The organism is Bacillus sp. FJAT-45066 (assembly GCF_002335755.1).
Lineage (GTDB): Bacteria > Bacillota > Bacilli > Bacillales > Bacillaceae_I > Bacillus_CD > Bacillus_CD alkalisoli.
In genome coordinates this window covers 3,606,143-3,628,809 of the sequence record NZ_NISQ01000001.1, presented here as the reverse complement: position 1 = coordinate 3,628,809, position 22,667 = coordinate 3,606,143, and the positions used below count along the sequence as shown (strand labels likewise).

Annotated in this window: 19 protein-coding genes; 4 read left to right on the top strand and 15 right to left on the bottom strand. The window is 36.2% G+C overall.

Translation table 11 applies throughout. The features are described from left to right. The 8 genes from CDZ92_RS18100 to CDZ92_RS18065 all read right to left on the bottom strand — a co-directional run bounded on the left by CDZ92_RS18100 (window position 1) and on the right by CDZ92_RS18065 (window position 7,104). Window positions 1-468 (bottom strand): flagellar protein FlgN, encoded by a 468-nt coding sequence (locus CDZ92_RS18100; RefSeq protein WP_176483813.1) that lies wholly within the window; start codon window positions 466-468, stop codon window positions 1-3. Between the two features lie 301 nt (window positions 469-769). Next, a complete protein-coding gene (gene flgM, locus CDZ92_RS18095) occupies window positions 770-1,033 on the bottom strand; it encodes a flagellar biosynthesis anti-sigma factor FlgM (protein ID WP_096156597.1) in 264 nt (87 codons plus the stop codon). Window positions 1,034-1,096: 63 nt separating this feature from the next. Then, the gene (locus tag CDZ92_RS18090) at window positions 1,097-1,525 is read right to left on the bottom strand and encodes a TIGR03826 family flagellar region protein (RefSeq protein ID WP_096156596.1); all 429 of its coding nucleotides are present in this window, start codon (window positions 1,523-1,525) and stop codon (window positions 1,097-1,099) included. A 58-nt stretch (window positions 1,526-1,583) separates the two neighbouring features. Next, window positions 1,584-2,054 (bottom strand): ComF family protein, encoded by a 471-nt coding sequence (locus CDZ92_RS18085; RefSeq protein WP_255249841.1) that lies wholly within the window; start codon window positions 2,052-2,054, stop codon window positions 1,584-1,586. A 175-nt stretch (window positions 2,055-2,229) separates the two neighbouring features. Then, window positions 2,230-3,678, bottom strand: a complete 1,449-nt coding sequence (locus CDZ92_RS18080) for a DEAD/DEAH box helicase (RefSeq protein ID WP_096156594.1) — start codon at window positions 3,676-3,678, stop codon at window positions 2,230-2,232. 57 nt (window positions 3,679-3,735) lie between these two features. After that, window positions 3,736-4,578 carry a DegV family protein gene (locus CDZ92_RS18075; RefSeq protein ID WP_096156593.1) on the bottom strand — a complete coding sequence of 281 codons (843 nt, stop codon included), beginning with the start codon at window positions 4,576-4,578 and terminating at the stop codon, window positions 3,736-3,738. A gap of 625 nt (window positions 4,579-5,203) precedes the next feature. Next, complete coding sequence (locus CDZ92_RS18070) at window positions 5,204-5,899, bottom strand: response regulator (RefSeq protein ID WP_096156592.1); 696 nt, start codon at window positions 5,897-5,899, stop codon at window positions 5,204-5,206. A gap of 62 nt (window positions 5,900-5,961) precedes the next feature. Beyond that, the gene (locus CDZ92_RS18065; RefSeq protein ID WP_096156591.1) at window positions 5,962-7,104 is read right to left on the bottom strand and encodes a sensor histidine kinase; all 1,143 of its coding nucleotides are present in this window, start codon (window positions 7,102-7,104) and stop codon (window positions 5,962-5,964) included. 451 nt (window positions 7,105-7,555) lie between these two features. On the opposite strand from CDZ92_RS18065, the gene CDZ92_RS18060 reads away from it, so the two are divergent. Together CDZ92_RS18060 and CDZ92_RS18055 are read left to right on the top strand one after the other, a co-directional pair. Then, entirely contained in the window at window positions 7,556-8,197 is a 642-nt protein-coding gene (locus tag CDZ92_RS18060; protein WP_096156590.1) for a YigZ family protein, read from the top strand. A gap of 53 nt (window positions 8,198-8,250) precedes the next feature. After that, window positions 8,251-9,294, top strand: a complete 1,044-nt coding sequence (locus CDZ92_RS18055; protein ID WP_096156589.1) for an LCP family protein — start codon at window positions 8,251-8,253, stop codon at window positions 9,292-9,294. A 46-nt stretch (window positions 9,295-9,340) separates the two neighbouring features. Here the strand turns inward: CDZ92_RS18055 and CDZ92_RS18050 are convergent, their stop codons facing one another. The 6 genes from CDZ92_RS18050 to CDZ92_RS18025 form a co-directional block, all read right to left on the bottom strand. Continuing rightward, window positions 9,341-10,501, bottom strand: a complete 1,161-nt coding sequence (locus CDZ92_RS18050; protein ID WP_096156588.1) for a glycosyltransferase — start codon at window positions 10,499-10,501, stop codon at window positions 9,341-9,343. Between the two features lie 70 nt (window positions 10,502-10,571). Further along, window positions 10,572-11,459, bottom strand: coding sequence for a UTP--glucose-1-phosphate uridylyltransferase GalU (gene galU / locus CDZ92_RS18045; protein WP_096156587.1), 888 nt, complete (start codon window positions 11,457-11,459; stop codon window positions 10,572-10,574). 124 nt (window positions 11,460-11,583) lie between these two features. Further along, on the bottom strand, window positions 11,584-12,939 hold the full coding sequence (locus CDZ92_RS18040) for a sugar transferase (RefSeq protein WP_096156586.1): 1,356 nt from the start codon (window positions 12,937-12,939) through the stop codon (window positions 11,584-11,586). A 207-nt stretch (window positions 12,940-13,146) separates the two neighbouring features. Then, window positions 13,147-14,487, bottom strand: a complete 1,341-nt coding sequence (tuaD, locus tag CDZ92_RS18035) for a UDP-glucose 6-dehydrogenase TuaD (protein WP_096156585.1) — start codon at window positions 14,485-14,487, stop codon at window positions 13,147-13,149. A gap of 6 nt (window positions 14,488-14,493) precedes the next feature. Further along, the gene (galU, locus tag CDZ92_RS18030; protein WP_096156584.1) at window positions 14,494-15,387 is read right to left on the bottom strand and encodes a UTP--glucose-1-phosphate uridylyltransferase GalU; all 894 of its coding nucleotides are present in this window, start codon (window positions 15,385-15,387) and stop codon (window positions 14,494-14,496) included. Between the two features lie 166 nt (window positions 15,388-15,553). Next, window positions 15,554-17,422 (bottom strand): glycosyltransferase family 2 protein, encoded by a 1,869-nt coding sequence (locus CDZ92_RS18025; RefSeq protein WP_096156583.1) that lies wholly within the window; start codon window positions 17,420-17,422, stop codon window positions 15,554-15,556. 150 nt (window positions 17,423-17,572) lie between these two features. On the opposite strand from CDZ92_RS18025, the gene CDZ92_RS18020 reads away from it, so the two are divergent. Both CDZ92_RS18020 and CDZ92_RS18015 read left to right on the top strand, forming a co-directional pair. Further along, window positions 17,573-18,445 (top strand): hypothetical protein, encoded by an 873-nt coding sequence (locus CDZ92_RS18020; protein WP_096156582.1) that lies wholly within the window; start codon window positions 17,573-17,575, stop codon window positions 18,443-18,445. Then, a complete protein-coding gene (locus CDZ92_RS18015) occupies window positions 18,442-19,341 on the top strand; it encodes a CgeB family protein (RefSeq protein ID WP_096156581.1) in 900 nt (299 codons plus the stop codon). Before CDZ92_RS18020 ends, CDZ92_RS18015 begins: the two co-directional genes overlap by 4 nt. 39 nt (window positions 19,342-19,380) lie before the next feature. On the opposite strand, the gene CDZ92_RS18010 is transcribed toward CDZ92_RS18015, so the two are convergent. Next, window positions 19,381-22,647, bottom strand: a complete 3,267-nt coding sequence (locus tag CDZ92_RS18010; RefSeq protein ID WP_096156580.1) for an SH3 domain-containing protein — start codon at window positions 22,645-22,647, stop codon at window positions 19,381-19,383. Between the last annotated feature and the right edge of the window lie 20 nt (window positions 22,648-22,667).

Genomic DNA, 22,667 nt, shown 5'->3' with positions numbered 1-22,667 from the left:
CTAAGCTTTTGAATCAAAAATTGAACGCGATGATGTGGTTGGTGCTTTTTTAGCTGTTGGCTTGTCGTACGTTACTTGTGTTTCTGGACCTTGCAGTGCGTTCATCGTTACATTAATGAACTGGAGAGATTGCTGTAAAAGTTGTTGGTTTAGTTCGTTTTGTTCTTTTAGTTGTAGGACGATTGAAGTTAGTTCGTCTTTTAGTTGTGCTAATTTATTTGTATTAGAGCCGCTTGTGCTCTCTATTAAAGTAGTGATGGTGCCGTCTGCGTTTGGCATAAGTTTTAGGCGTTCTGTTTCTAGTTGACCAATGGCTTGTACAAGCTTTTGTTCTTCTTTGAGCAGTGATTGTAGTTCGTCTGGGTTGCCAGATTTGATTAGTTCTGCTTTGGTAACTGCTTGTTCGAGCAATCGTTGATGAAGCGTGAGTATTTTTTCTAGTAGTATGGTGATGTTTTGTATAGACATGATTAACCTCACTTTCATCAGTTGAAAATTTATATAGATACGGTTTTAAATGGTTGATTTGCGCTGCAGATACTCGCTTTCCGCGGGCGGGCCGGGAGCCTCCTCGGCGCAAGCGCCTGTGGGGTCTCCCGCTCCCCGCTTCTCCCGCAGGACAAGGAAGGCTCCGGAGCGATGCATCGCACGAAGAAAATGCGGTAGCATTTTCGAGGAGTCTCGCACCTGCAGTGAAAATCAACTTAATATTGGTTAGTAATTAAAATGTGTTACTAAAACGCACCACAACATCCCTAACTCTTAAAAATTATTTACCGAAATAGTAATCAGTCATTTTAGCTGCTACTTGTTTTACATCCACTTGATATGTGCCGTTTTGGACTGCGATTTTTAGTTGGGCTACTTTTTCAGTGCGGGCTTCTTGGAATTGTGACGTTTCTTGTAGTCCTTTCGCTTCGGATGAGATTTCTACTTTGTCACTTTTTGGCCCTGTGTTTGATTGTTGGACAGGCTTTTCCATTTGTTTTCGGTATGGGTTAACTCCCATCTGTCCGATATTATTTATTTTCATAAGATCCCTCTTTTCGATTCAACATATCTATATCGTTTATCGGTAGTTTTATAAAAATGTTTATTATTTCTCCCAATTTCCTTTTGCGCGGTCGACTGCGTAGTACGTTTTGGAAGCTCTCAACGCTTCTTTCTTTCGATCATCTTCACGCTCTGCTTGTGCAAGGTCTGTTTGAATTACACTGCTACAGTTTACGCACAATCTACCGGTACGTGTAAACTCGCCGCATCGGTCACAAGGATACCCGAGGTTTGGAAATTGCGCCAGAGAAATTCGACCCTTTTTAATAAATTTTACTAGAAGACTCTCCGTAGCGCCAGTCGCCTCGACCACTTGCTCCATCGTCGCCGTCCGATTGGCACGCTTGCGAATAAATTTATACACTTCATCAAAAATCTTTTCTTCCGCTTTTGCACACTCTGTACAAACTTCACGAAATGCATTTTTTACAAATATAGCTCCACAATTCGGGCAATTTTCAACATTGCTCATGATGATACCCCTCTCACGTAAATATCTACTATTAATATCGGCATAGGGCAAACAATGTTTAACTCCGAATCAATGTAAGGCTGTTTACTTCCTTTGCTCCACCGTTTTTCAAAACTTTCGCCGCCATCCGTAGCGTCATCCCGGTTGTGTATATGTCATCAATAAGCACAATCGATTCCCCTTTCACATCCCCATTTAACTGAAAAACATTCGCTGACTGTAAACGCTCCTGTCTCGATTTTTTCGACTGTTTTTCCGATGCATTTCGTTTAAGTGCATAAGCGACCTTACCACCAAAAAGTAATTCTGCCTGATTAAAACCTCTCTCAAACAACCGCTCCTCACTTAGTGGTATAGGAACAATTAGGGGATTCTGCTTTTCATAATAATGATGAAACAGCCTCTTCATTTCCTGTTGGAAAACTTCCGCCAATACTACATCGCCACGGAACTTATACCGAGCTAACACTTCTTTCATAAAGTCATTGTACCGATATAACGAAACATTTCGTGTCAACGTCGCTTGCAACTTGTGCTCCTCCCACCTCACACAATCCTCACACAAACCACTTCCTGGTCTAAAACAAACTCTGCATGTTTGACCAGTAATTTTTTCAAACCGCTCCTCACACTTATCACATACCCGTTTTTCCTTTTCTAACTGAAAAAGTGCTGTCCACCCGAACTTCGCATCCGTCGCTTGATCACATATGAGACATCGACTCACGTTCCGCCAACCTCCTTGCCTCTTCATTCATTTTCACAATATGATGTCGTGCTGCCACCATCTCTTTTGTTTTTCCATAATGAAAAAATGTAACATCTCCAATTGGGTACGAAGCACTTCTCCCTACCCGCCCAGCTATTTGTACTAACGCACTTTCTGTAAAAATGTGGTCATCCGCACCGAGCACAGCCACTCGGACGTTCGGTACAGTCACTCCACGTTCAAGAATCGTCGTTGTCACTAACATCTGTACTTCTCCTTTTCGAAACTTCGCTACTTTTCCTTTTCTTTCAGGGTCCTCTGCATGAACTCCAGCTACGTTGGAATCCTCTAAAATCGCCAAAACCTTTTCAATATGCTCGATCCTCGGAACAAAAATAAAAGTTTGTGTTTGTTGAGCTTGTATCCATTTCAAAATTGGTTTAGGTAACTTTCCTTTTTCTAACTTCTTACTCCAGTTGCCACACCACTCGAAACGCGGGACTGGTAAAGGGTGGCCGTGGTAGCGTTGTGGAATTTTGATTGCGTTTAGTTTTTTCGTGTGGACTAGTTTTTGCATCGATTTGGAAGGAGTCGCTGATAAATAGATGATCGCACTTTTATCTTTTCGTGCTTCTTGAACAGCGTGTTGCAAACTTTTGTCATATGAGTAAGGAAAGGCGTCGACCTCGTCGATTATGATGGTGTCGAATGCGTTGTAGTACCTAAGTAGTTGGTGTGTCGTAGAAATGGTAATGTCGCACGAAATTTTCTTTCGGTCTTCGCTTCCGCCGTATAAAGTGGCAACTTCAATCGTTGGGAATGCTTGCTTGATTCGTGGTGAGAGTTCGAGTACGACGTCTGTTCGTGGAGTCGCGATACACACTTTGTGGCCAAGCTGAAGGGCTCTTTCGATGCCAGGAAAAAGTACTTCTGTTTTGCCAGCGCCACAAACTGCCCAAACTAGAAGCTCGTCTTGCTGTTCGACCGTTCGAATAACTTCGGTTGCGGCACGTTGTTGGAAGGAAGAAAGTGTGCCAGTCCAGTGAAGAAGTTTGTCGGAAGTTGGTTGTTTTGTATCGTCGGGTCCGTTCCACGAAACGAGTGGTGAGCATTCACTAACTCGCCCCATCATGATGCAGTTTCGACAATAGGTGCAAAGTTTGTTGCATCGTGCGCAATGATAGGAGCCGAATAGGTGTAGGTCGTTGTTACTACAACGTGGGCAGTATGGCTTATTCTGCTTCTTAATGATAGGTTGGTGCAGTGAGAGGTGGCCATTTCGGTAATGAGCGCGTAGGAGCTCCGTTGGGAAATTCAGTTCCTCTACGGGTAGGCGTTTTCTCAAGAGAAAATGTTTTAGGTCTTGGGAGTAGGTGAAGTTTGGGTTGAGTGGTGGTGTTGAAACGTTTATGTGTTTGTGGAAAAATTGCCATGTTTCACGCAAAAATGATTCCTCCTTTTTAAAGAAGAGATGCTAGTATGGTGGCTAGCATCTCGGATGTTATTTTGTGTACCAGCCAAGGCCGATTGCGCCTTCACCTAGGTGAGTGCCGATTACGGGGCCGAAGTAGCTGATGAAAAATTCTACGTGTGGGTATTTTGCTTCTAGTTCTGTTTTGTATGCTTGTACTTCTTCTTCGCGGTTGGCGTGGATGATTACAGCTCGCATTGGTTTTTGTTTGTCTGCGTCTTCTTCGAACAGTTCAAAAACTCGTTTGATTGCTTTTTTGCGTGTGCGTATTTTTTCGAATGGCACGATTTTTTTGTCTACGAAGTGAAGTAGTGGTTTCACTTGTAGAAGGCTTCCAACGATTGCTTGAGCACTGCTTAGGCGACCGCCGCGTTGTAGGTGTGATAGGTCGTCCACCATGAAGTAGGCACGTTTTGTTAGCTTGATTTCTTCCATGCGGGCCATGATTTCTTCCGGTGATTTGCCTTCTTTGGCCATTTCAGCTGCTTCAAGTACGAAGAAGCCTTGGATCATCGCGCTGATTTCCGAGTCGAATGGGTACACTTTGATGTTGTCGACCATTTCGGCTGCTGCTACTGCGCCTTGGTATGTTCCAGAGATGCCGCTAGATAAGTGGATGCTGATGACTGCATCGTATTCTTTGCCTAGGTTTTCGTATAGTTGTACAAATTGGCCGATTGCCGGTTGGGATGTAGATGGCAAGTTTGGTTTGTTTTTTACTTCTGTATAAAAGTCTTCTACTTTAAGTTCCACTTCTTCTTGGTAGGATTCTTCACCGAAGATGACATTTAGTGGAATCATATATATGTTATGCTGTTTTCGTAACGCTTCTGGGATGTAAGCCGTACTGTCAGTTACTATCGCGGTTTTCATGATTGGTTATCCTTCCTTGTACGTAAATGTCTTCTTTCTTCTACTATAGATTGTACACGAATTGGACACAAGTTTCATTAGTAGTTTGAAAAAATTGGTGTGTGGGATTTAGTGCACGGTATGAGTGGACAGGATGCAAGATCCATGGTTTTTCTGGCGGCAATTCGTGGCCTATCCCTCCTACCTTTAAGAAAAACTATTCATTTAATTAAATTTGTAGATAAATTAGATGTTTTTTCTAAAAATAGAACAAAATTTGTTTATTTTTAGCTAATAACCATCTAATAACATATACTTGTATACCTATTAAATGGTATAAATCACTGTTTTGTGTGCGGCTAACGGCCGTTTGTGTGCGTCTAACAGCTAAAGCTGTTCGCCTAGACACGATTTCTGTGCACCTGAGGGCGAAAGTTGTGCGTCTAGACCAAAAAATCGTGCGTCAAGCTAAAATATACCCCCTGTGCCGTGCCTGATTGTCATCATGTTATGTGTTTGCGTCCGAGTTCAATCAGACAATCAATCGCTCGGAACTTATCAAAGACTCACAACACAAACAAAAAAACCCCAGCATTACTTGCCAGGGCTAACTTTAAATCATAGAAAACTTATATGTTAGTTGGTGTTATTTTACTTCCACCCAACCATTTTTTATTGCTACAATTACCGCTTGTGTACGGTCGTTTACGTTCATTTTTTGTAAGATGTTACTTACGTGGTTTTTAACTGTTTTTTCACTAATGTATAGTGTTTCACCGATCGTTTTATTGCTTTGGCCGTCTGCTAGTAATTGAAGTACTTCGCATTCGCGGCGAGTTAATAAGTGTAGTGGTCGGCGAATTTCTACTTGTTTGTAAGCTAGTCCAACACCACCACCAGAAGCAATACCTTCGGATAAACGACGGTATTCTTTTACTAAGTTATGTGTTACTTTCGGGTGCAAGTAAGAGCCGCCTTCTGCAACAATTTTCACTGCATCTACTAGTGCATCCGCATCCATGTCTTTTAAAAGGTAACCGCGCGCACCTGTTTTTAGGACGTGCGTTACGTAGTTTTCATCATCGTGGATAGATAGAACAATGACTTTTGCCTCTGGGTATGCTTCTACAAGCTTTTGGGTTGCTTCGACACCGTTCATTTGTGGCATGTTTATGTCCATGATGACTACATCTGGCATGTGTTTTTCCATTAAGTCTAATGCTTCGATGCCGTCGTCGCCTTCTGCTATTACGTTAAAGTTTGTTTCAAAATCTAATATGCGTTTTACACCTTCGCGGAAAAGTTGGTGGTCATCAATGATTACAATCTTAGTCGTTTCCATTGTTCTTCCTCCCTATGTATTATTATGTATGCGTGTTTTTTCGCCGAATGACGTTGGCGAGCTTATCTAACTGGAACGCGGATGATGACGAGTGTTCCATTGCCAATTTTGGATTGGATGCTTAATTCGCCTTCTATTAATTCCATTCTCTCTTTCATCCCAATTAGACCGAATGATTGGTCTTTTTTTATGTTTGTGTCGAATCCTACACCGTCGTCTTTAATTAAGACCGTGATAGAGTCTTTTCTCATTTCACATTTCACTTGAATTATTTTGGCTTTCGCATGCTTGATCGCATTTTGGACTGACTCTTGTACGAGACGGAAAAGTGCTACTTCTAGATTAGATTCACATCTTTTCTCTTCCCCTATTAACGAAAATTCAATCTTTGGCTTGCCACCGTGGTATTCTTCAATTGTTACGATATATTTTTTCAATGTAGGAATTAATCCTAAATCGTCTAATGCCATAGGTCGTAGGTCATAAATGATGCGACGAACCTCATATAGAGCAGAACGCACCATCGTTTTTAAATCGCGAATCTCTTTTAATGCTTGCTCTGGGCCGCGTTCGCGATATGTTCTCTCAATTAAATCGGAGCGCATCATAACGTTGGCAAGCATTTGGGCTGGGCCATCGTGAATTTCTCGAGAAAGTCGTCTTCTTTCTTCCTCTTGTGCTTCCATTATTTTAAAGCCGAACTCTCTTCTCTCAGCAACGTCGGCAACGAGTTCGCCAACCTGTTGTAAGTCACTTTGAACATAATTTAAAATAACAGATATTTGGCTCACTAAATGGTCGGCGCGCTCGATTGTTTCATGTAATTTAATGAGACGTCTTTCGATGTCATCTCTTCTCGATCTAAGTTGCTGTTCTTTTTGCGCCAATGTGTTTAATTCTAGTTGTAACTCGTGAGCTTGATCATAAGCTTGTCTTATTTGTTCTTCTGAGTATGTTTTAAATTGACGACTTACTTCAGATAGTCGACTACGAGCAAACCTTACTTTTGTTTCTAGTTTGTCTTGAGCATGGATAAGTTGCGCAATTTCCAACTTAATATGTTGTAATTCTGCTTCCAACCCCTCAAATTCTTGACGAGAAGTTTCACCGATTTCAAAAATGTCCGTTTTACTCGTTTCAACGGCATTCACCATCTTTTCAATGATTACATCTAATTGTTTTGAGTTTATAACTTTACGCGACATAGGTCATCCTCCAAAAGACCCTGTATTCTTAGAAGAATATTTAAAAGTCTTCTTTAAACAGTGGTTCATAGTACCTACTATAACACAATAACGTACTCCCTATACTATTCCACGGCCGACAAAGTTTTCCGTCGGTCTTGTCGAAATTTGTTCTTCAATTGTTTTATCGGCAACATATTTCACTTATATAGTTAGAAATAATAAGAATGTTTTGCTTGCTGAAACGTGTTGGTTGGAACGCAAGCCTTATGTGTTAATTCCAATTAAAATCAACTTTTTTGACGAAAATAAAGAGTAAACACACATTACAATTACATTAAATATTTCAAAAACTGTCGAATTTAGTCTGTTTGGCACAATTTAATAATTGAAGTAAGACACCCATAACTTTATAATAGGTAGAGTATGGTTTTTCCACATACCATACAATTGGTTTTAAGGAGAGTTGAACTTGTTAGCTCAATACTATACCGTCAAAGGTTATGGCGAGCACGAAATTGTCATTCAGAAATCGAGATTTATTGCACATGTGAATAGAGCAACAACAGAAGAAGAAGCACAAAGCTTCATTCAAGAAATAAAAAAGAAACATTGGAATGCCACTCACAACTGTTCTGCCTACCTAATAGGAGAAGCAGATCATATTCAAAAAGCAAACGATGACGGTGAGCCAAGCGGCACAGCCGGTGTTCCTATTCTCGAAGTCCTAAAGAAAAAAGGATTAAAAGATACAGTAGTAGTTATTACCCGCTATTACGGGGGAATTAAACTTGGCGCAGGTGGCTTAATCCGCGCATACGGAAAATCTACGTCCGAAGGTTTATTAGCAACCGGTATAGTGGAAAGAAAGCTAATGAGAGTGATGCATACCACTTTTGATTACACACTTTTAGGGAAAGCAGAAAATGAACTCCGAAATTCCACTACGTATACGCTAAAAGACATTCATTATTTAGCGGATGTTGAAATGGAAGTATTTGTTGCAGAAGGACAAAAGCAACAGTACGTAGAGTGGATGATAGAACTTACCAACGGGAAAAGTAATACTGTTGAAGGGGAAGAAATATATTTAGAAGAGCTTACAGTTATATAACACAATAAAAAAAGTACTGATGAAACTCACTCAATTGGAAGAGGAGAGACCAAATGAAGAACAATTCAAGGGTTCATATGAAAACAAATAAAAAGAAACGATTTAAACGAAATATTATAATGTTTATTACGACGTTTTTCTTAGTAGTAGGCGGAGTTGCAGCTTATTTTATATATGAAACAGTAAGGGCTGCGAATGAGGCTTATACGGAGATGGATAGAGGAAACAAATCAAAATTAAGAGAATATGAAATCACAATGGGGAAAGATCCGTTTTCTGTTCTTATTTTAGGTATTGAAGATTATTCATCCGGTGGCTCAAATGGCCGTACAGATTCTATGATGGTGGCAACTCTAAATCCAGATACACAATCCATGAAATTATTGAGTATTCCACGTGATACTAGAGTGTACTATCCAACATTAGATCGTTATTCGAAAATTAACCACGCAAATGCGTATGGCGGAAAAGATATGACAATTGACCGCGTAGAGGAATTGTTAGGTATTCCGATTGATTATGTGGTTTCGGTCAATTTTGAAGGTTTTAAAAATATAATTGATATTATCGGTGGAGTGTCTGTTGAGGTTCCATTTAATTTTTCTGAGAAATCTGATGAAAGTAAAAAGATTATTTACTTTACGGAAGGTGATATGAATTTAGATGGTGAAGAAGCGTTAGCATACGCGAGAATGAGAAAACAAGACCCGCGTGGGGATCACGGACGTAGTGCACGTCAAAGACAAATTATGATGGCAGCTGTCGACCAATTAATTTCTCCACAAAATTTATTAAAGATTGACCGCATTTCACGCGAGTTAGGTCAAAACATTGAAACAAACATCCGTGTTACAGACGGGTTAGGACTGACAAGAGTATACAATGATTTTGATTCTAATAATATCGAGAGTATATCCATAAAAGGATCCGATCAGTATATTGGTGGTATTTCTTACTTTATTCCAACAGAAGAAGGCATTGCTGAAGTGCAAAGTTTACTACAGAGTCACTTAGGGATGAAATCTTTAACAACTAGTACTAGTAATTCATTAGATGGTTCAACAACAGAAGCTGATACACAAACTAATTCACCTTAAAAATAAAAGCAATGAAGTGTGTGATTTTCCACCTTCATTGCTTTTATTATATATTAAGTAAATCCTGATAAATGGTTTGGAAAATTTCGTTCCAATCATGCTTTAGAGCAATCGCTTTTCTTTTATCAGTTAATTCTGTGTTATCTTTTTCTTCTAAAAGAGCGTTTATTGACGTAACGAAGCCTTCAAGCAACTCTCCATCTATATATTCATACACACCGTTTTGTTCATATTTTTTTGTGGAAGGTAAATTAGCGCCAACAACTGGCTTTCCAGCCGCTAGAAATTCAAACAATTTTAGCGGAAACACAGCTCGGTTATATTCAGAAGCTTTATATGGAAGTAAGCCTATGTCAATTTTGTTCATATAAAGAGGCACTTCGTCCGGCGGAACTTTTCCTATGTATTGTACATTAGGTAATGATAGAAGTTGTTGAAAATCCCTATTTCCATTCGTTCCATCAGGACCAACTAACAATAAGGTCCAGTCTTGCTTTTGTTTCATCAGTTCAATCAAAAGCGGAAAGTCCAATTTCGGTTTAATTCCTCCAATGAACCCAAGAACTGGCTCATGATTGTTCAAAACACCATTTTGTTTTGCGGTAGAAACCGAGAACAGGCCAAACTCTACTCCATTTTCGTATACATATACTTCCTTTAATGGGCAATACTTTTGCACAATATTTTCTTTCAAAAAATCTGATGTACACATTATACTGTCAACGGCATGAACGATTCTACTCTCTGCTTGCGTAATACTTGCTGCACGTAGTTGAAAAACGAAGCTGTTTTTCCCAGTCATCGAAGTTGCCCAAAGGTCGCTACAATCGTAAATTGATTTATCCCATTTTGTGATATCCATCATCGCTGGAAACCCTGGAAATGTGAACCATAGACTTTTAAGTGTATCTTGCTTTTGTTCCAAATATTTTCTTAAGCTTTGCAACTTATTTTTATTAAAAAGGTCATGGTATCTTCCAAACCTAGCCAATTTGTGTGGGTGGAGGTCACCAATAGCATACTGTATGATACCATTCTCTAACTTATCCCAATGTCCAGTTTTTTTCTCTGGTGTAGGACAAACCCATATAACTTCTTCCGTATCGGGGTGCTTTAATAAGAACTCAGCTAATCGATGTCTTCTATACCGTAAATTATCTAAATGCCACTCGCCTGTGGCGACGATGACGTGTATGTTTTTGTTCATGGCATTCACCTATCTTTATGAATATGAGTAAGAAAAAAAGTGTACATTTGTACACTCTTTCTATTTTACCCTATATTGGATTATATTGTGAGTTTTTTAATTTCTGTATATATTTTAATACATCATCTCTTAAGTCTTCTCTGTCTAAGCTAAAGTCTATTGTTGCTTTTACAAATCCGAATTTATCTCCGACGTCATAACGAATTCCTTCAAACTGGTATGCTAGTACTTGTTGTTGTTTGTTAAGTGTGTTAATAGCATCAGTTAATTGAATTTCCCCACCAGACCCTTGTGGTGTTTTTTCAATAATGTCAAAGATTTCAGGTGTTAGCACATATCTACCCATTATAGCTAGTTGAGATGGCGCTTCTTGAATCGATGGTTTTTCGACAAGGTTCTCAATACACTCTACATTAGGTGCTACGCATTCCCCTTTAGGAGCAATAATCCCATACTTAGAAACATCCTTTTCAGGAACGTTTTGAACCCCTACAACCGCTTTGCCATGTTGATCATATACATCAATTAACTGTTTTAAACAAGGAGTATCAGACTTTACAATGTCATCCCCTAACATTACGCCAAACGCATCATTACCGATAAATTTTCTTGCGCACCATATGGCATGCCCTAAACCCAATGGTTCTCTTTGCCGTATATAGTGAATGTTAGCTAACTTTGCAATAGACTGTATTTCCTCTAAAATCTCATATTTCTCTTTTTTCAATAACGTTTCTTCTAATTCATATGATTTATCAAAATGGTCTTCTATTGCTCTTTTCCCACGTCCACTTACAATAATGATATCTTCAATACCTGATTCAACCGCTTCTTCAATTATATATTGTATAGTTGGTTTATCTACAATTGGCAGCATTTCTTTCGGTTGCGCTTTTGTTGCTGGCAAAAATCTAGTACCAAGCCCTGCTGCTGGTATGATTACTTTTTTTATCATCATAATATAGGTTCTCCTTAAAAAATACTCATTTTTAATAGTATTCACTGTTCAAAAAAATATCAAACAATTATTTTATTTATGAAAAAAACAGACCTACTCATGGTGAGAAGATCTGTTTATTATTTTATGTGAGTTGCTTTTTTCTCTGCTTTTGTTCTTTAACGCCTTCCGATTTACTCTTATCCACGATTACTAGTAAAGTTCTCATGATAATTATAATATCAAACATTATTGAATAGTTCCTAATATAATGAAGGTCAAATCGAAGTTTATCAACAACACTCGTTGTGTATTTACCCATGATTTGTGCATAACCTGTAATACCTGGCTTAACAGTATTACGATATTGATAAGAGCTTATATCTTTTTCAAATTTTTCAATGAAAAAGCTTCTTTCGGGCCTTGGTCCAACGATAGACATATCCCCTTTTAAAACATTAAAAATTTGAGGTAATTCATCTATTCTTGTTGCTCTTAAGAATTTACCTATTTTTGTTATTCTTGGATCGTCTTCCGAAGCTAATGTAGGACCAGTCTTACCCTCTGCATTCTCGACCATCGTTCTAAGTTTGATAATGTGGAACTCCTTGTTATCTTTTCCTAATCTAGCTTGTGTGTAAAATACAGATCCTCTTGGCTCTTGTATTTTAATTAGAATTGTACCTAGAATAAAAAATGGAATTAAGAACGGCAAGATAAGGATTGAGAATATTAAGTCAAAAGTTCGTTTCATTATTTGTTGGTCGATAGTGAGGCCGAATGGCTTAATCGACAATGACATCGTATCATCAAATGGAGTAATATCTGATTTAGAAAGAAGTAAATCATAAAATGACGGCACTAAATAAAGATTTTTAGTATTCTGGAATGCAAAATAAATTAATTTAGTCTTTTTTTCATCGTTATCCTTAGCTCCGAGGATAACCGATTCTGAACGTTTAATAGCTTCGTAAATCTTATTTATCGGAGAATGAAAATCCACAAACTCGATTTTCACGTCTGATGTAAAGGTATCCTTTACTTGAAAGATTAGTTTACTTCTTTCTTGAGGTTCGCAAATTATTAAAACTTTTTCAGGATGGGAAGATTTTTTTATAGATATTACAATTACCTTCCACAATGTTAGAAGTACAAGTGAAAATATGAAAGAAAGTAAAATGACAGAACGAGGCATACTAAAAGCTCGAAAGAAGAAGGAAGCTGCCATCGTTGTTATCATTATAGATGAAGTACTAATAAATATACTTCCGAAATAATCGAATACTCTTTTTCTTCTCGATGGATTCACTTCATATATCGCAAAGAAAAAGGCACTTATTAACATAATCCAAGGTAGTAATACTAAAAAAGATTCCCAGTTACGGTAAACATAAGTTTCACTACGTATATAAAAAGCTAAAAGGTAAGCGAGGGTAATAATTGCTATATCCGCAACAATAAACGCTATCCTTTTTCCTTTTTCATCTAAAAAATTAATCATAATTTAAACCCCATTTCAACTTATACAAAGAACTATAAAAATAAGTATAGCTTTTTTCCTTTATAAAAGACATTAAAATCATATTAGAAATTATTAATATTGTACCACAAAGAATAAATTATGTTTCTTTCCAAAAAACTCCAGATATCTAAAATATAAAAATCAAAAAGGTTGATAGTATATACATAGCTATCAACCTTTTATAAATTAATTTGTTGTTGTATGCTTTGATTCAGTAAGTTGAATGGATGGTCTACCGATTGAGTAATAATTAATACCTTTATCTTTCATTACTTCTAACTTGAAACAGTTACGTCCATCAAAGATAAATGGTGATTCTAACAATTGCTTTACTCTTATTAAGTCTAAATCCATTACTTCAGGCCATTCCGTTAGTATTACACATGCGTCTGCACCTTCAATAGTGCCATATAAATCTTCGGAATAAGTAATTTCTGTTTCTATCCATTTCTTCGCTTCTTCTATTGCAACTGGATCATACGCAGTTATTTCCGCACCTAATTCTTTCAGTGCTGGAATTACGTATAAGGATGGAGCATAACGCATATCATCCGTATTCGGTTTAAATGCAAGACCAAGAATAGCTACTTTCTTACCCTTTAGTTCTCCAAATACTTCTTGCATTTTCTCTACAATTTTAATTTTTTGACTTTCATTTGTTTCAATAACAGATCTCACTAACTTTAAATCATATCCAACTTCGCTTGCGATATGAACTAGAGCTTGTGTATCTTTAGGGAAACAAGAACCACCATAACCAATACCAGCTTGTAAAAACTTAGAACCGATTCGAGAGTCTAATCCCATTCCTTCTGCAACTTTCGTCACATCAGCACCTACGCGTTCACACACGTTAGCAATGTCGTTGATAAAGGAAATTTTAGTAGCTAGGAATGCGTTTGCTGCATATTTGATCATCTCTGCCGTTTCAACGTTTGTTTTAACGATTGTCGTGTTAAATGGTTTGTGCAATTCTTCAATAATTGCCGCAGCCTTCTCACTTGTTGCTCCAATAACAGCTCGTTCCATGTTCATTGTGTCATGGATAGCAGAGCCTTCTCGTAAAAACTCTGGGTTAGAAACTACATCAAACTCTACTGTCTTGTCTGTTGCATTTTCTTGAACAATATTATATACAAGTTCTCCAGTGCCAACTGGAACAGTACTTTTGTTCACAACAACTTTGTAAGCATTTAAATTTTCGCCAATTGTTTTAGCAACTGCCTTCACAAACCTTAAGTCCGCTTCTCCAGATTCGGACATTGGAGTACCAACCGCAATATAAATTACTTCAGCATCTTGCATTGCGGAAGCAATATCCGTTGTAAATGTTAAGTTGCCGTTTCGTGAGTTTTTCTTTACTAACTCCTCTAAGCCTGGCTCATATATAGGTATTTCTCCATTACTTAATTTGCTAATTTTTGTTTCATCGATATCGCAACAAGTTACTTTGTTCCCTATTTCTGCAAAACAAGTTCCAGAAACAAGTCCAACGTAACCTGTTCCGATAACAGCTAATTTTTTCATGTTGTATTATCCTTTCGTAGCAAGATTTCTTTTATTAATCTCACTTAAATACTCCATCATTTGTTCTCTTAAATCTTCTCTTTGAAGAGCATAGTCTACTTGTGCTTTAATGAATCCGAACTTATCTCCTACATCGTAACGAGTACCCTCAAATTGATAAGCTAAAACGGCTTGCTCTTTATTTAAAACGTTAATCGCATCTGTTAATTGAATTTCTCCACCAGCACCAGGTGGTAAGTTCTCTAAGATATCGAATATTTCTGGACGAAGAATATAACGACCCATTATAGCAAAATTAGAAGGTGCGTCTTCCAGCTTAGGCTTCTCTACTAAAGAGTCAACATTAATTACACTAGGTTCAATTTCGTTTCCTTTTGGATTAATAATACCATATTTAGAAACATCCTCATCTGCTACTCCTTGAACCCCTACAACTGAAGAGTGATATCTGTTATATACTTCAATCATCTGTCTTAAGCATGGTTTATCTACAGAGTTTACAATATCATCACCAAGCATTACTGCAAATGGTTCGTTACCAATAAATTTACGTGCACACCATATAGCATGCCCTAACCCTAACGGTTCACCTTGACGTATATAATGAATATTTGCTAACTTTGCAATTTCTTGTACTTCTTGCAAAGCTTCAAATTTATTTTTCTTAGCTAATGTTTCCTCTAATTCATATGATTTATCAAAATGATCTTCAATTGCTCTCTTTCCACGACCACTTACAATGATAATATCTTCAATACCTGATTGTACTGCTTCTTCTACAATATATTGAATAGTTGGCTTATCCACTATTGGTAACATTTCTTTCGGTTGTGCTTTAGTTGCTGGAAGAAATCTTGTTCCAAGACCAGCTGCTGGAATGATTGCTTTTTTTACTTGCATATTTTCTTCCCCTCTCTACCTTGTTTTTCCTTTTCTATACTAACCACCATACATTATAATACGTAAAGTCATATTTATCTACTTCTCTTTATTCCCTTTATCTTTTAAGTGCCAATAATTTAGTTTATCAAAAAAATCCATTTAATCAAAAGAGATTTATGAATATTTAATTTTTCCAATTGTTAATAAATATCCAATTACCTCTTTGTTTGAAATAATGCAATAGGTTTTTCTCGCACAATTCCTTGTCATTTATATTTACATCTTTATTTACTACAATATCCACTTTTTCCACTGTAACGTTTGGTACGTATTTTTGTTTATATTTCAGGACTTCGAAACCAAAAACAATGATATGTTCCGCAAAAACACTCTCTCCAAAAACAATCATCTGTACTTTTTCACCGTCAATTAGAGATCTAATATTTTCATTTATTCTCTTCTTTTGATTTAGGTTATACTCTGCTAGTTGTATTAAGCCTATTGTCTTACCTATAGATAGTGTTTTTGCTATTTCATTCGATACCCATTCCAAATTTTTACTATCACACCTAAAATCTGTTACGATAATTTTTTCGAAATTTCTAACAGCACTCCTATTATTCCTAGTCGGTAACATTGGTTCTGGAACTGGAAACGGTCTTTTTTGAGAGAAATGATAATACAAATTATTTTCTCGGTTATGATAGAACTCTTGGCTATCCCGATATTCTTTTCTAGCCCCCATGAAAAAACCATCATAGCCAAATGCACTGTTTCCTGTTAAGGAGGAAGAAGATTGCTGTTGAAAAGATAATGGTCCAGTCCTTAATTCTATAATAGACTTTTCTCCAAAAACTTTTCTTATTCTTTTCATGAACTCGGTATCTGCACCAAACCTTACACAGTCCCAATACCCGATTTTCTCTAAAATCGGTTCCCTCCTAAACATAAAAGAAGAGATATTAGTGAAAATATAAAAACCCGGCTTCCCCCTTCGGTAAAATTCTATTTTTTCCGTTAATCGTGCTTGTTCTGAAGTATTACCGATTACTTTTGGGTTCATTAATAAATGTTCGACTTGTCTTTTAATCTTAAGAGGGTGTGACCAATCGTCCCCATCATTAATGGTAACAAAATCTCCGCTAGCTTCTCTGAGGGCTAAATTTCTAGCAACATAAGCTCCACTGTTAGTTTCCGTTTGGAGAAGCCTTACTCTTTTATCATTTTCGGCATAAGTAGTAATAATATCTTTTGTCTTATCGGTGCTACAATCATCTACTGCGATAATTTCTAAATTACTCCATTGTTGTAATAATAAAGAATCTAGCGTGTTTTTTATATTTTTCTCATCGTTAAAAGTTGGTACGATTATAGAGACTTTCGGTTGTTTTTTATCCTCTGTAGCAACAGCTGTTCCTGAAAACAACTTATACAAATCGTTATAACCATTAAAATTATCTTCTTCTATTTTTTCAAACTGGTTTAGATTGTAATAGTTAAAGACTCTATTAATTATTCTTAGCTTTTGTAGAATATTTTCTTCTAAGTTAGCTCTGGCTAATAACACATTTGGATTTTCGTTTAAAGATAATATTTTTTCCACTTCTACAATTGCATCCGCTTTTTTATTTAATAAATTCAACATCTCCGATTTGATGACTGCAACCCTTTGTATCATTTCTCTATTTTTGTCATTATAAGATATCGTTTCTAGGTAAGATAATGCTTTTCTCGCATCGTGTTGAGACTGTTGTCTTGCATGCCAAAGCACTAATTCCCATGTAGCCAATTTTTTTAAGTTTTGATTTTTTGAATGTACATATATATTCACTAATTCGTCGTAACTCTTTTCTATCGCTCCGCATTCGTATAAATAATATTTAATGTTCTCTATATAAGCTTTATCTGCAAAAGGTCCATATTTATTTAAAAATTTCTTTATACGTGCCTTTTTTTCTTTACTTAAAGTATTATTAATAATGTTTAAAAGTTTAGGTTTTATAAAGGAATTAACTAACCAAGATTTGATGTTAGCCAATTTTTTTACATTCATTTACGTTAATCTCCTTCTAAAAAACGTCATATCCTTGGATATTATAGTTAATAGCTTTGTCATCTATGGTATTATATACTGAATAAAATATTGATTCAAACGAAAGTGATACTACTAAAATTCTTAAGATTATTATTCAGGAGTATATTAATGAAAAATTTTAACGAAAAAGACTTAGACACACTTATCAAAATAATTAATGATAACTATTCTAATATAAATATGATTAGAAAGTTAAAAGATCTCAATGCTAAACAGCAAGACATTGTAAGGTCATCTAACAAATACAAATTAGGAGAATTAATAGTAGATTCATTAAAAAAACCATCGTTACGTACGATTTTTTTACCTATTAAAGTTCTCTCCATGATACGTGCAAGTAATAAAGGGCAAAAACCACAATCAATTAATACCACTATTGATAATAAGATTGGTGTTACCTTTATTTTAACGGACTTAAACAAAGAGACATGGTTAAGTCAATTAGAATACATGCAAGAAGCTTCAAAAGAGTACAACATAAGTTGTGTATTTTTTTGTCAAGATGCTAACTCGTTAATGCAATTATATAGGCTTTTCAGTGATGTACCTATTAAGATTAGAGTCGTTAAATTAACAAACTTCCCCTCTCTTTTTACATCGATTATGGAAGGGTTGTTTCACGTTAGAGGAAGCTATGTATATTGTCAAGAAATCAACGTTGTTTCGATGGCAATTAGCTTGTTAACAAATTACCATTTTGGAAAACAAATTATCTTTTCACAACAATCAATAACCGATTTTAATCATTCAAAAATAGAGTATTTTCCCCGAAGTAATTCTAAAGATGAATTAAATTATTGTTCATTATTTTGGTATAACTCACTTACTAGTTATGTCAATGAATATACAACGGAAGAAACACTTAGTTCATTAGATGAAATAACAAATAACCCTACTACTACAATTTATAAGACATCCTATAGTTTCGTTGAATTTTTTTCTAATTTATATATGAAATTAAGTGAGGAGGGTAAAAAATGAAAATGATAATAAAAAACCCAGCTCCAACAGACTGGAGGCAAGAAATGTGGGGAGATTTTCATTTTGGTCGCTCACTTTCAAAGTATTTAGTCAGAAATAAAGTGGAAGTGGAGACGGATTACTATCCAAACTGGAATAACAAAAAAGAGGCAGATGTCGTTTTAGTCCTAAGGGGAAAGTACCCGTATAAACCAAAGAAAAATCACTTTAATGTAATGTGGAACATTAGTCACCCAGAAGATGTTACTCTAGAAGAATATGAAGAATATGATTTAATTTTTGTAGCCTCGAATAACCATGCAGAATTCTTGAAAACTAAATTGAGTAAACCTGTTTATCCTTTATTACAATGTACAGATATCGAAGAGTTTACTATTAATCATGATGTCTCCAACAATGATCGGTCTGACTTTATTTTTGTAGGAAATAAAAAAGGAGTTAATAGACCTGGGGTTGTTTGGTCTATTGAGATAGGGTTACCCCTTAAAGTTTGGGGTAGAGGATGGGAAACACTTGTTCAAAGCGAACTCTTAATGGGACATTACATTAAAAATGAAGAGTTAGGGAAATTATATTCTAAATCAAAGGCAATCTTAAATGATCATTATGAAGATATGAAAAAATATGGATTTATCAACAACAGAGTTTTCGACGCTCTTGCGTGTGGACTCCCAGTAATCTCAGACTATCATGAAGAATTGTACAACCTCTTCCCTAATGAAATTTTATACTACAGAAACAAAGAAGAGTTAGAATCTGTATTAAAACAAATAATCTTTATGTATCCACAAATTGTGGACAGAGTAAATAAGCTAGTAGAAACAATAAGAGAAAAACATACTTTCGAAATAAGGGCAAAAGAAATTATTGATAAAATTAACAAAATACGGATATAAAAAAAGACTCAAGGTTTAAATACCTTGAGTCTTTTCTGATTATCTTAATCTAGGAATATTAAAGTGTAATGCGCGTTGATTAGTTTGAGCATATAATTGTTCAATCGTTGACGCTTGTTTTACTGTCCATCTTATATCTGATGCATATTGATTTGAACCTGGATTAGCCGGATTCCATCTCATCTTATAAATTGTATCTTGACGTCTTGTCGGATGATTAACGTAATTATCGGAAATCCACTTTGCACCACCAATAATGGCTTTGTCAGGTGTAACCCAACCTTGTTGATATGCATATCTAGCTCCGCCATTAATTGGATTACTATCTACAGCAGCTATTCCATACATATTGTATACTTTTGTTGCAGTACTAGGTAATTTAGAAGGATCTGTTATTAACCTTCCACTATTGTCTCTATAAGGGTTTCCATTTGTGTCTACATAGATCCCTTGAGCTAACGTAGAAGATCCATGACCTGTTTCTAAAATAGCATGAGATATTAGATAAAACTCATTGACAGAATAAAGTCTAGCACCTTCACTAAAGGCATCTCCTCTATTTTCCAGAATTCTCTTTCCTACTAAAGCTATGTTAAGAGTTTCAGCAGGTACTCCTAAATTTCTAGAAATTACTAGATGTTGCAATCTATTATTATTGTTAGGGTTTAAAAACTGTTCAACATCTTGCCTTGGTGCATTTCGCCAATCACGACTTAAAGAAAGTTCGTACCATACATCTGAACCACTAACTACAGTACCTGATACATTTCTTACTACAGGCAATATCGTGTTATTAGCTATCGTACCAAATGAGTGTGCGGAAGTACTAGCACTCTGTCGAATATGAACTCCAGTACCATTCACTGTTGCCACTCTTCTAGATTGTGCTAGATTACTATGAACGAAGTATGTGTTTCCTTCATAAGTAATTCTATACCACTTATCACTATTATTCCACATTTCTCCTATGACTTCTTCCTCAATTGTTACCACTGTACCTTGTGGTACAGATCTAGCTACGCTAGTTAGATTAGGTTCCGAACGCAAGTTAACAGTAGTTCCAGTAATTACTCCTTCTTCTTGTATAGCTAAAAGAGAACTATGAATAAATACGTTAGCATTGCGATATTGATCGGTTTGAGGTGCTGGATTTCTCAGTGCCATTTGCACATCTAAATAGCTACTAAGAGTTATATTATAAGAAGTGTATTCAATTAATTCTGTCTCAAGTGTTAATCCTTTTTCTGCCCATGCTAAGTTCTCACTAGCAGTATCACGGATTGCTAGACTTATTAATTGGTTTCCTATAATTAGATTATAGTTTGCGATAGCTATGTCAAATTGCGCTAAATTATGGCGTTGAACGGTCCAGTTTAATAATGAATTTGCACTAGCATTTAGCCCTTGTTGAATTCGACCAACTTCTCGTTCTTGTTGATTATAAATATTGAATGCTTCTGTAAATAATCGAACTCTATCTGTGAAATGCGTTTGCTTTATTGCAAAATCATAATATTGTTCTGGCGTACGTTTTCCTTGCAAAGCATAGTTTCTTGCATATTCCACATTAAGTTTAATTTGATTATCTAATACTGGCGCTGCTAAGATGTGATTATATCTATCTATTGATAAATCATATTCGCCTTCTGTTTGACGTAACACAGTCCAACTTAGTAATAAGCTTGCAGTCGTGTTTATAGCTTCTACAAAACGGGAATCTCCAGGGTATAAGTGATACCCATCAATGGCAAGTTGTAGTCTATCTGTAAAATGAACTTGGCTTGTAAAAATTTCATAATGTTGTTCAGGTGTTCTTTTCCCTTGAATAGCAAAACTTCTATAGTACTCTACATCACTCTTAATCTTACTATCTAACACTGGTGATGCTAGAATACGATCATAGCTATCTACTGCGACTTTAAATGCTCCATTAGTTTGACGAGCAATTGACCAGTGCAACAAGGAATTAATACTACTATTTATCGCATTCGTAAAACGAATATCAGTCGGATACTTATTGTAACCTTCAATAGATAAAGCTAACCTCTCCGTAAAGTGCGGATGGGTCATTGCATAATCATAAAGGACTGTCTTATAAACGTTTGTTGCGTTTTCTTTAATAGTTGAGCTTACCTTTGATGTTGCAATAATATTTTCCAATCCAAACTTCGCTGACGCATAATCTTTTTGATTATGTTTTTGGATGGACCAATTTAAGAAAGTTTGTGCACTTGCATTTAAGCCATTCTCAAGCTTTCCACGATTCTGCTCAGATTCATTGTATAATTGGAAACCTTCGGTAAACTTTAACAATCGATCAGCGTAATGCGTCTGCCTAATTGCATATTCATAATATTGCTCTGGCGTTCTCAATTGTTTTTTCACATAACTATTGAGATATCCTGTTTCTTCGACAATATCGCTTGCTAAACGTGGTGCTGCAAGAATTCGGTCATATCTGTCTATTGCTATATCGAATTCTCCAGACATATGTCTTGGTTTTGTCCAGTTTAACAAAGTTCGTGCGTTTGTATTTATTGCTTGTACAAATCTACTATTGTTTGGGTACAATCTGTTCCCTTGAATAGCCAGTGCCAATCTATCAGTAAAATGTACATGTCTTAAGCTATAATCATATAAAGTATCCTGATGATGGCTTTCTGCAGATTGTTTAAGGTTATTACTAATTTGAGGTGTTTTTAATATTTCTTCAAGCCCCATAAGAGATAGAGCATAGTCTTTCTCATTGTACTTATTGATAGACCATTGTAAAAGAGTTTGGGCACTTAAATTAAGCCCTTGATCAAATTTAGCAATTTGTCGTTCAATAGCATTATATAGACCAAAACCTTCTCTAAACAAAGCCACGCGTTTAACGAAATGTCTCTGACTTATAGCAAAATTGTAATACTGTTCTGGTGTTCGCTTACTTTGGGACGCATAACCAAAATGATAAGCAGTTGTTTCTCTTAAACTACTATTTAAGGCAGGCGCGGTAAGTATAAGTTCATAGCTTGTCCTTGCTATGTTGTACTCACCTTCTAATTGTTTCGCCATCGACCAATGTAAAAGTGTCCTCCCGTGATTGTTTATCGCGTCAATAAACCTTTCATCGTTCGGAAACTTCTCTCTACCTTCAATAGATAGCTTGAGTCTATCTGTGAAGTGAAATTGTCCATTTGCATTAGCTAGCCACTCATCTGCATTAGTATTTGTAGCATTTGCATGTGCTACAAATGGTTGGTTGCCAAGTATCGAAAACATCATCAACAATATGAATTTAATTTTTATTATCTTATACAGCAAACAACTTTCGACCTCCCTCC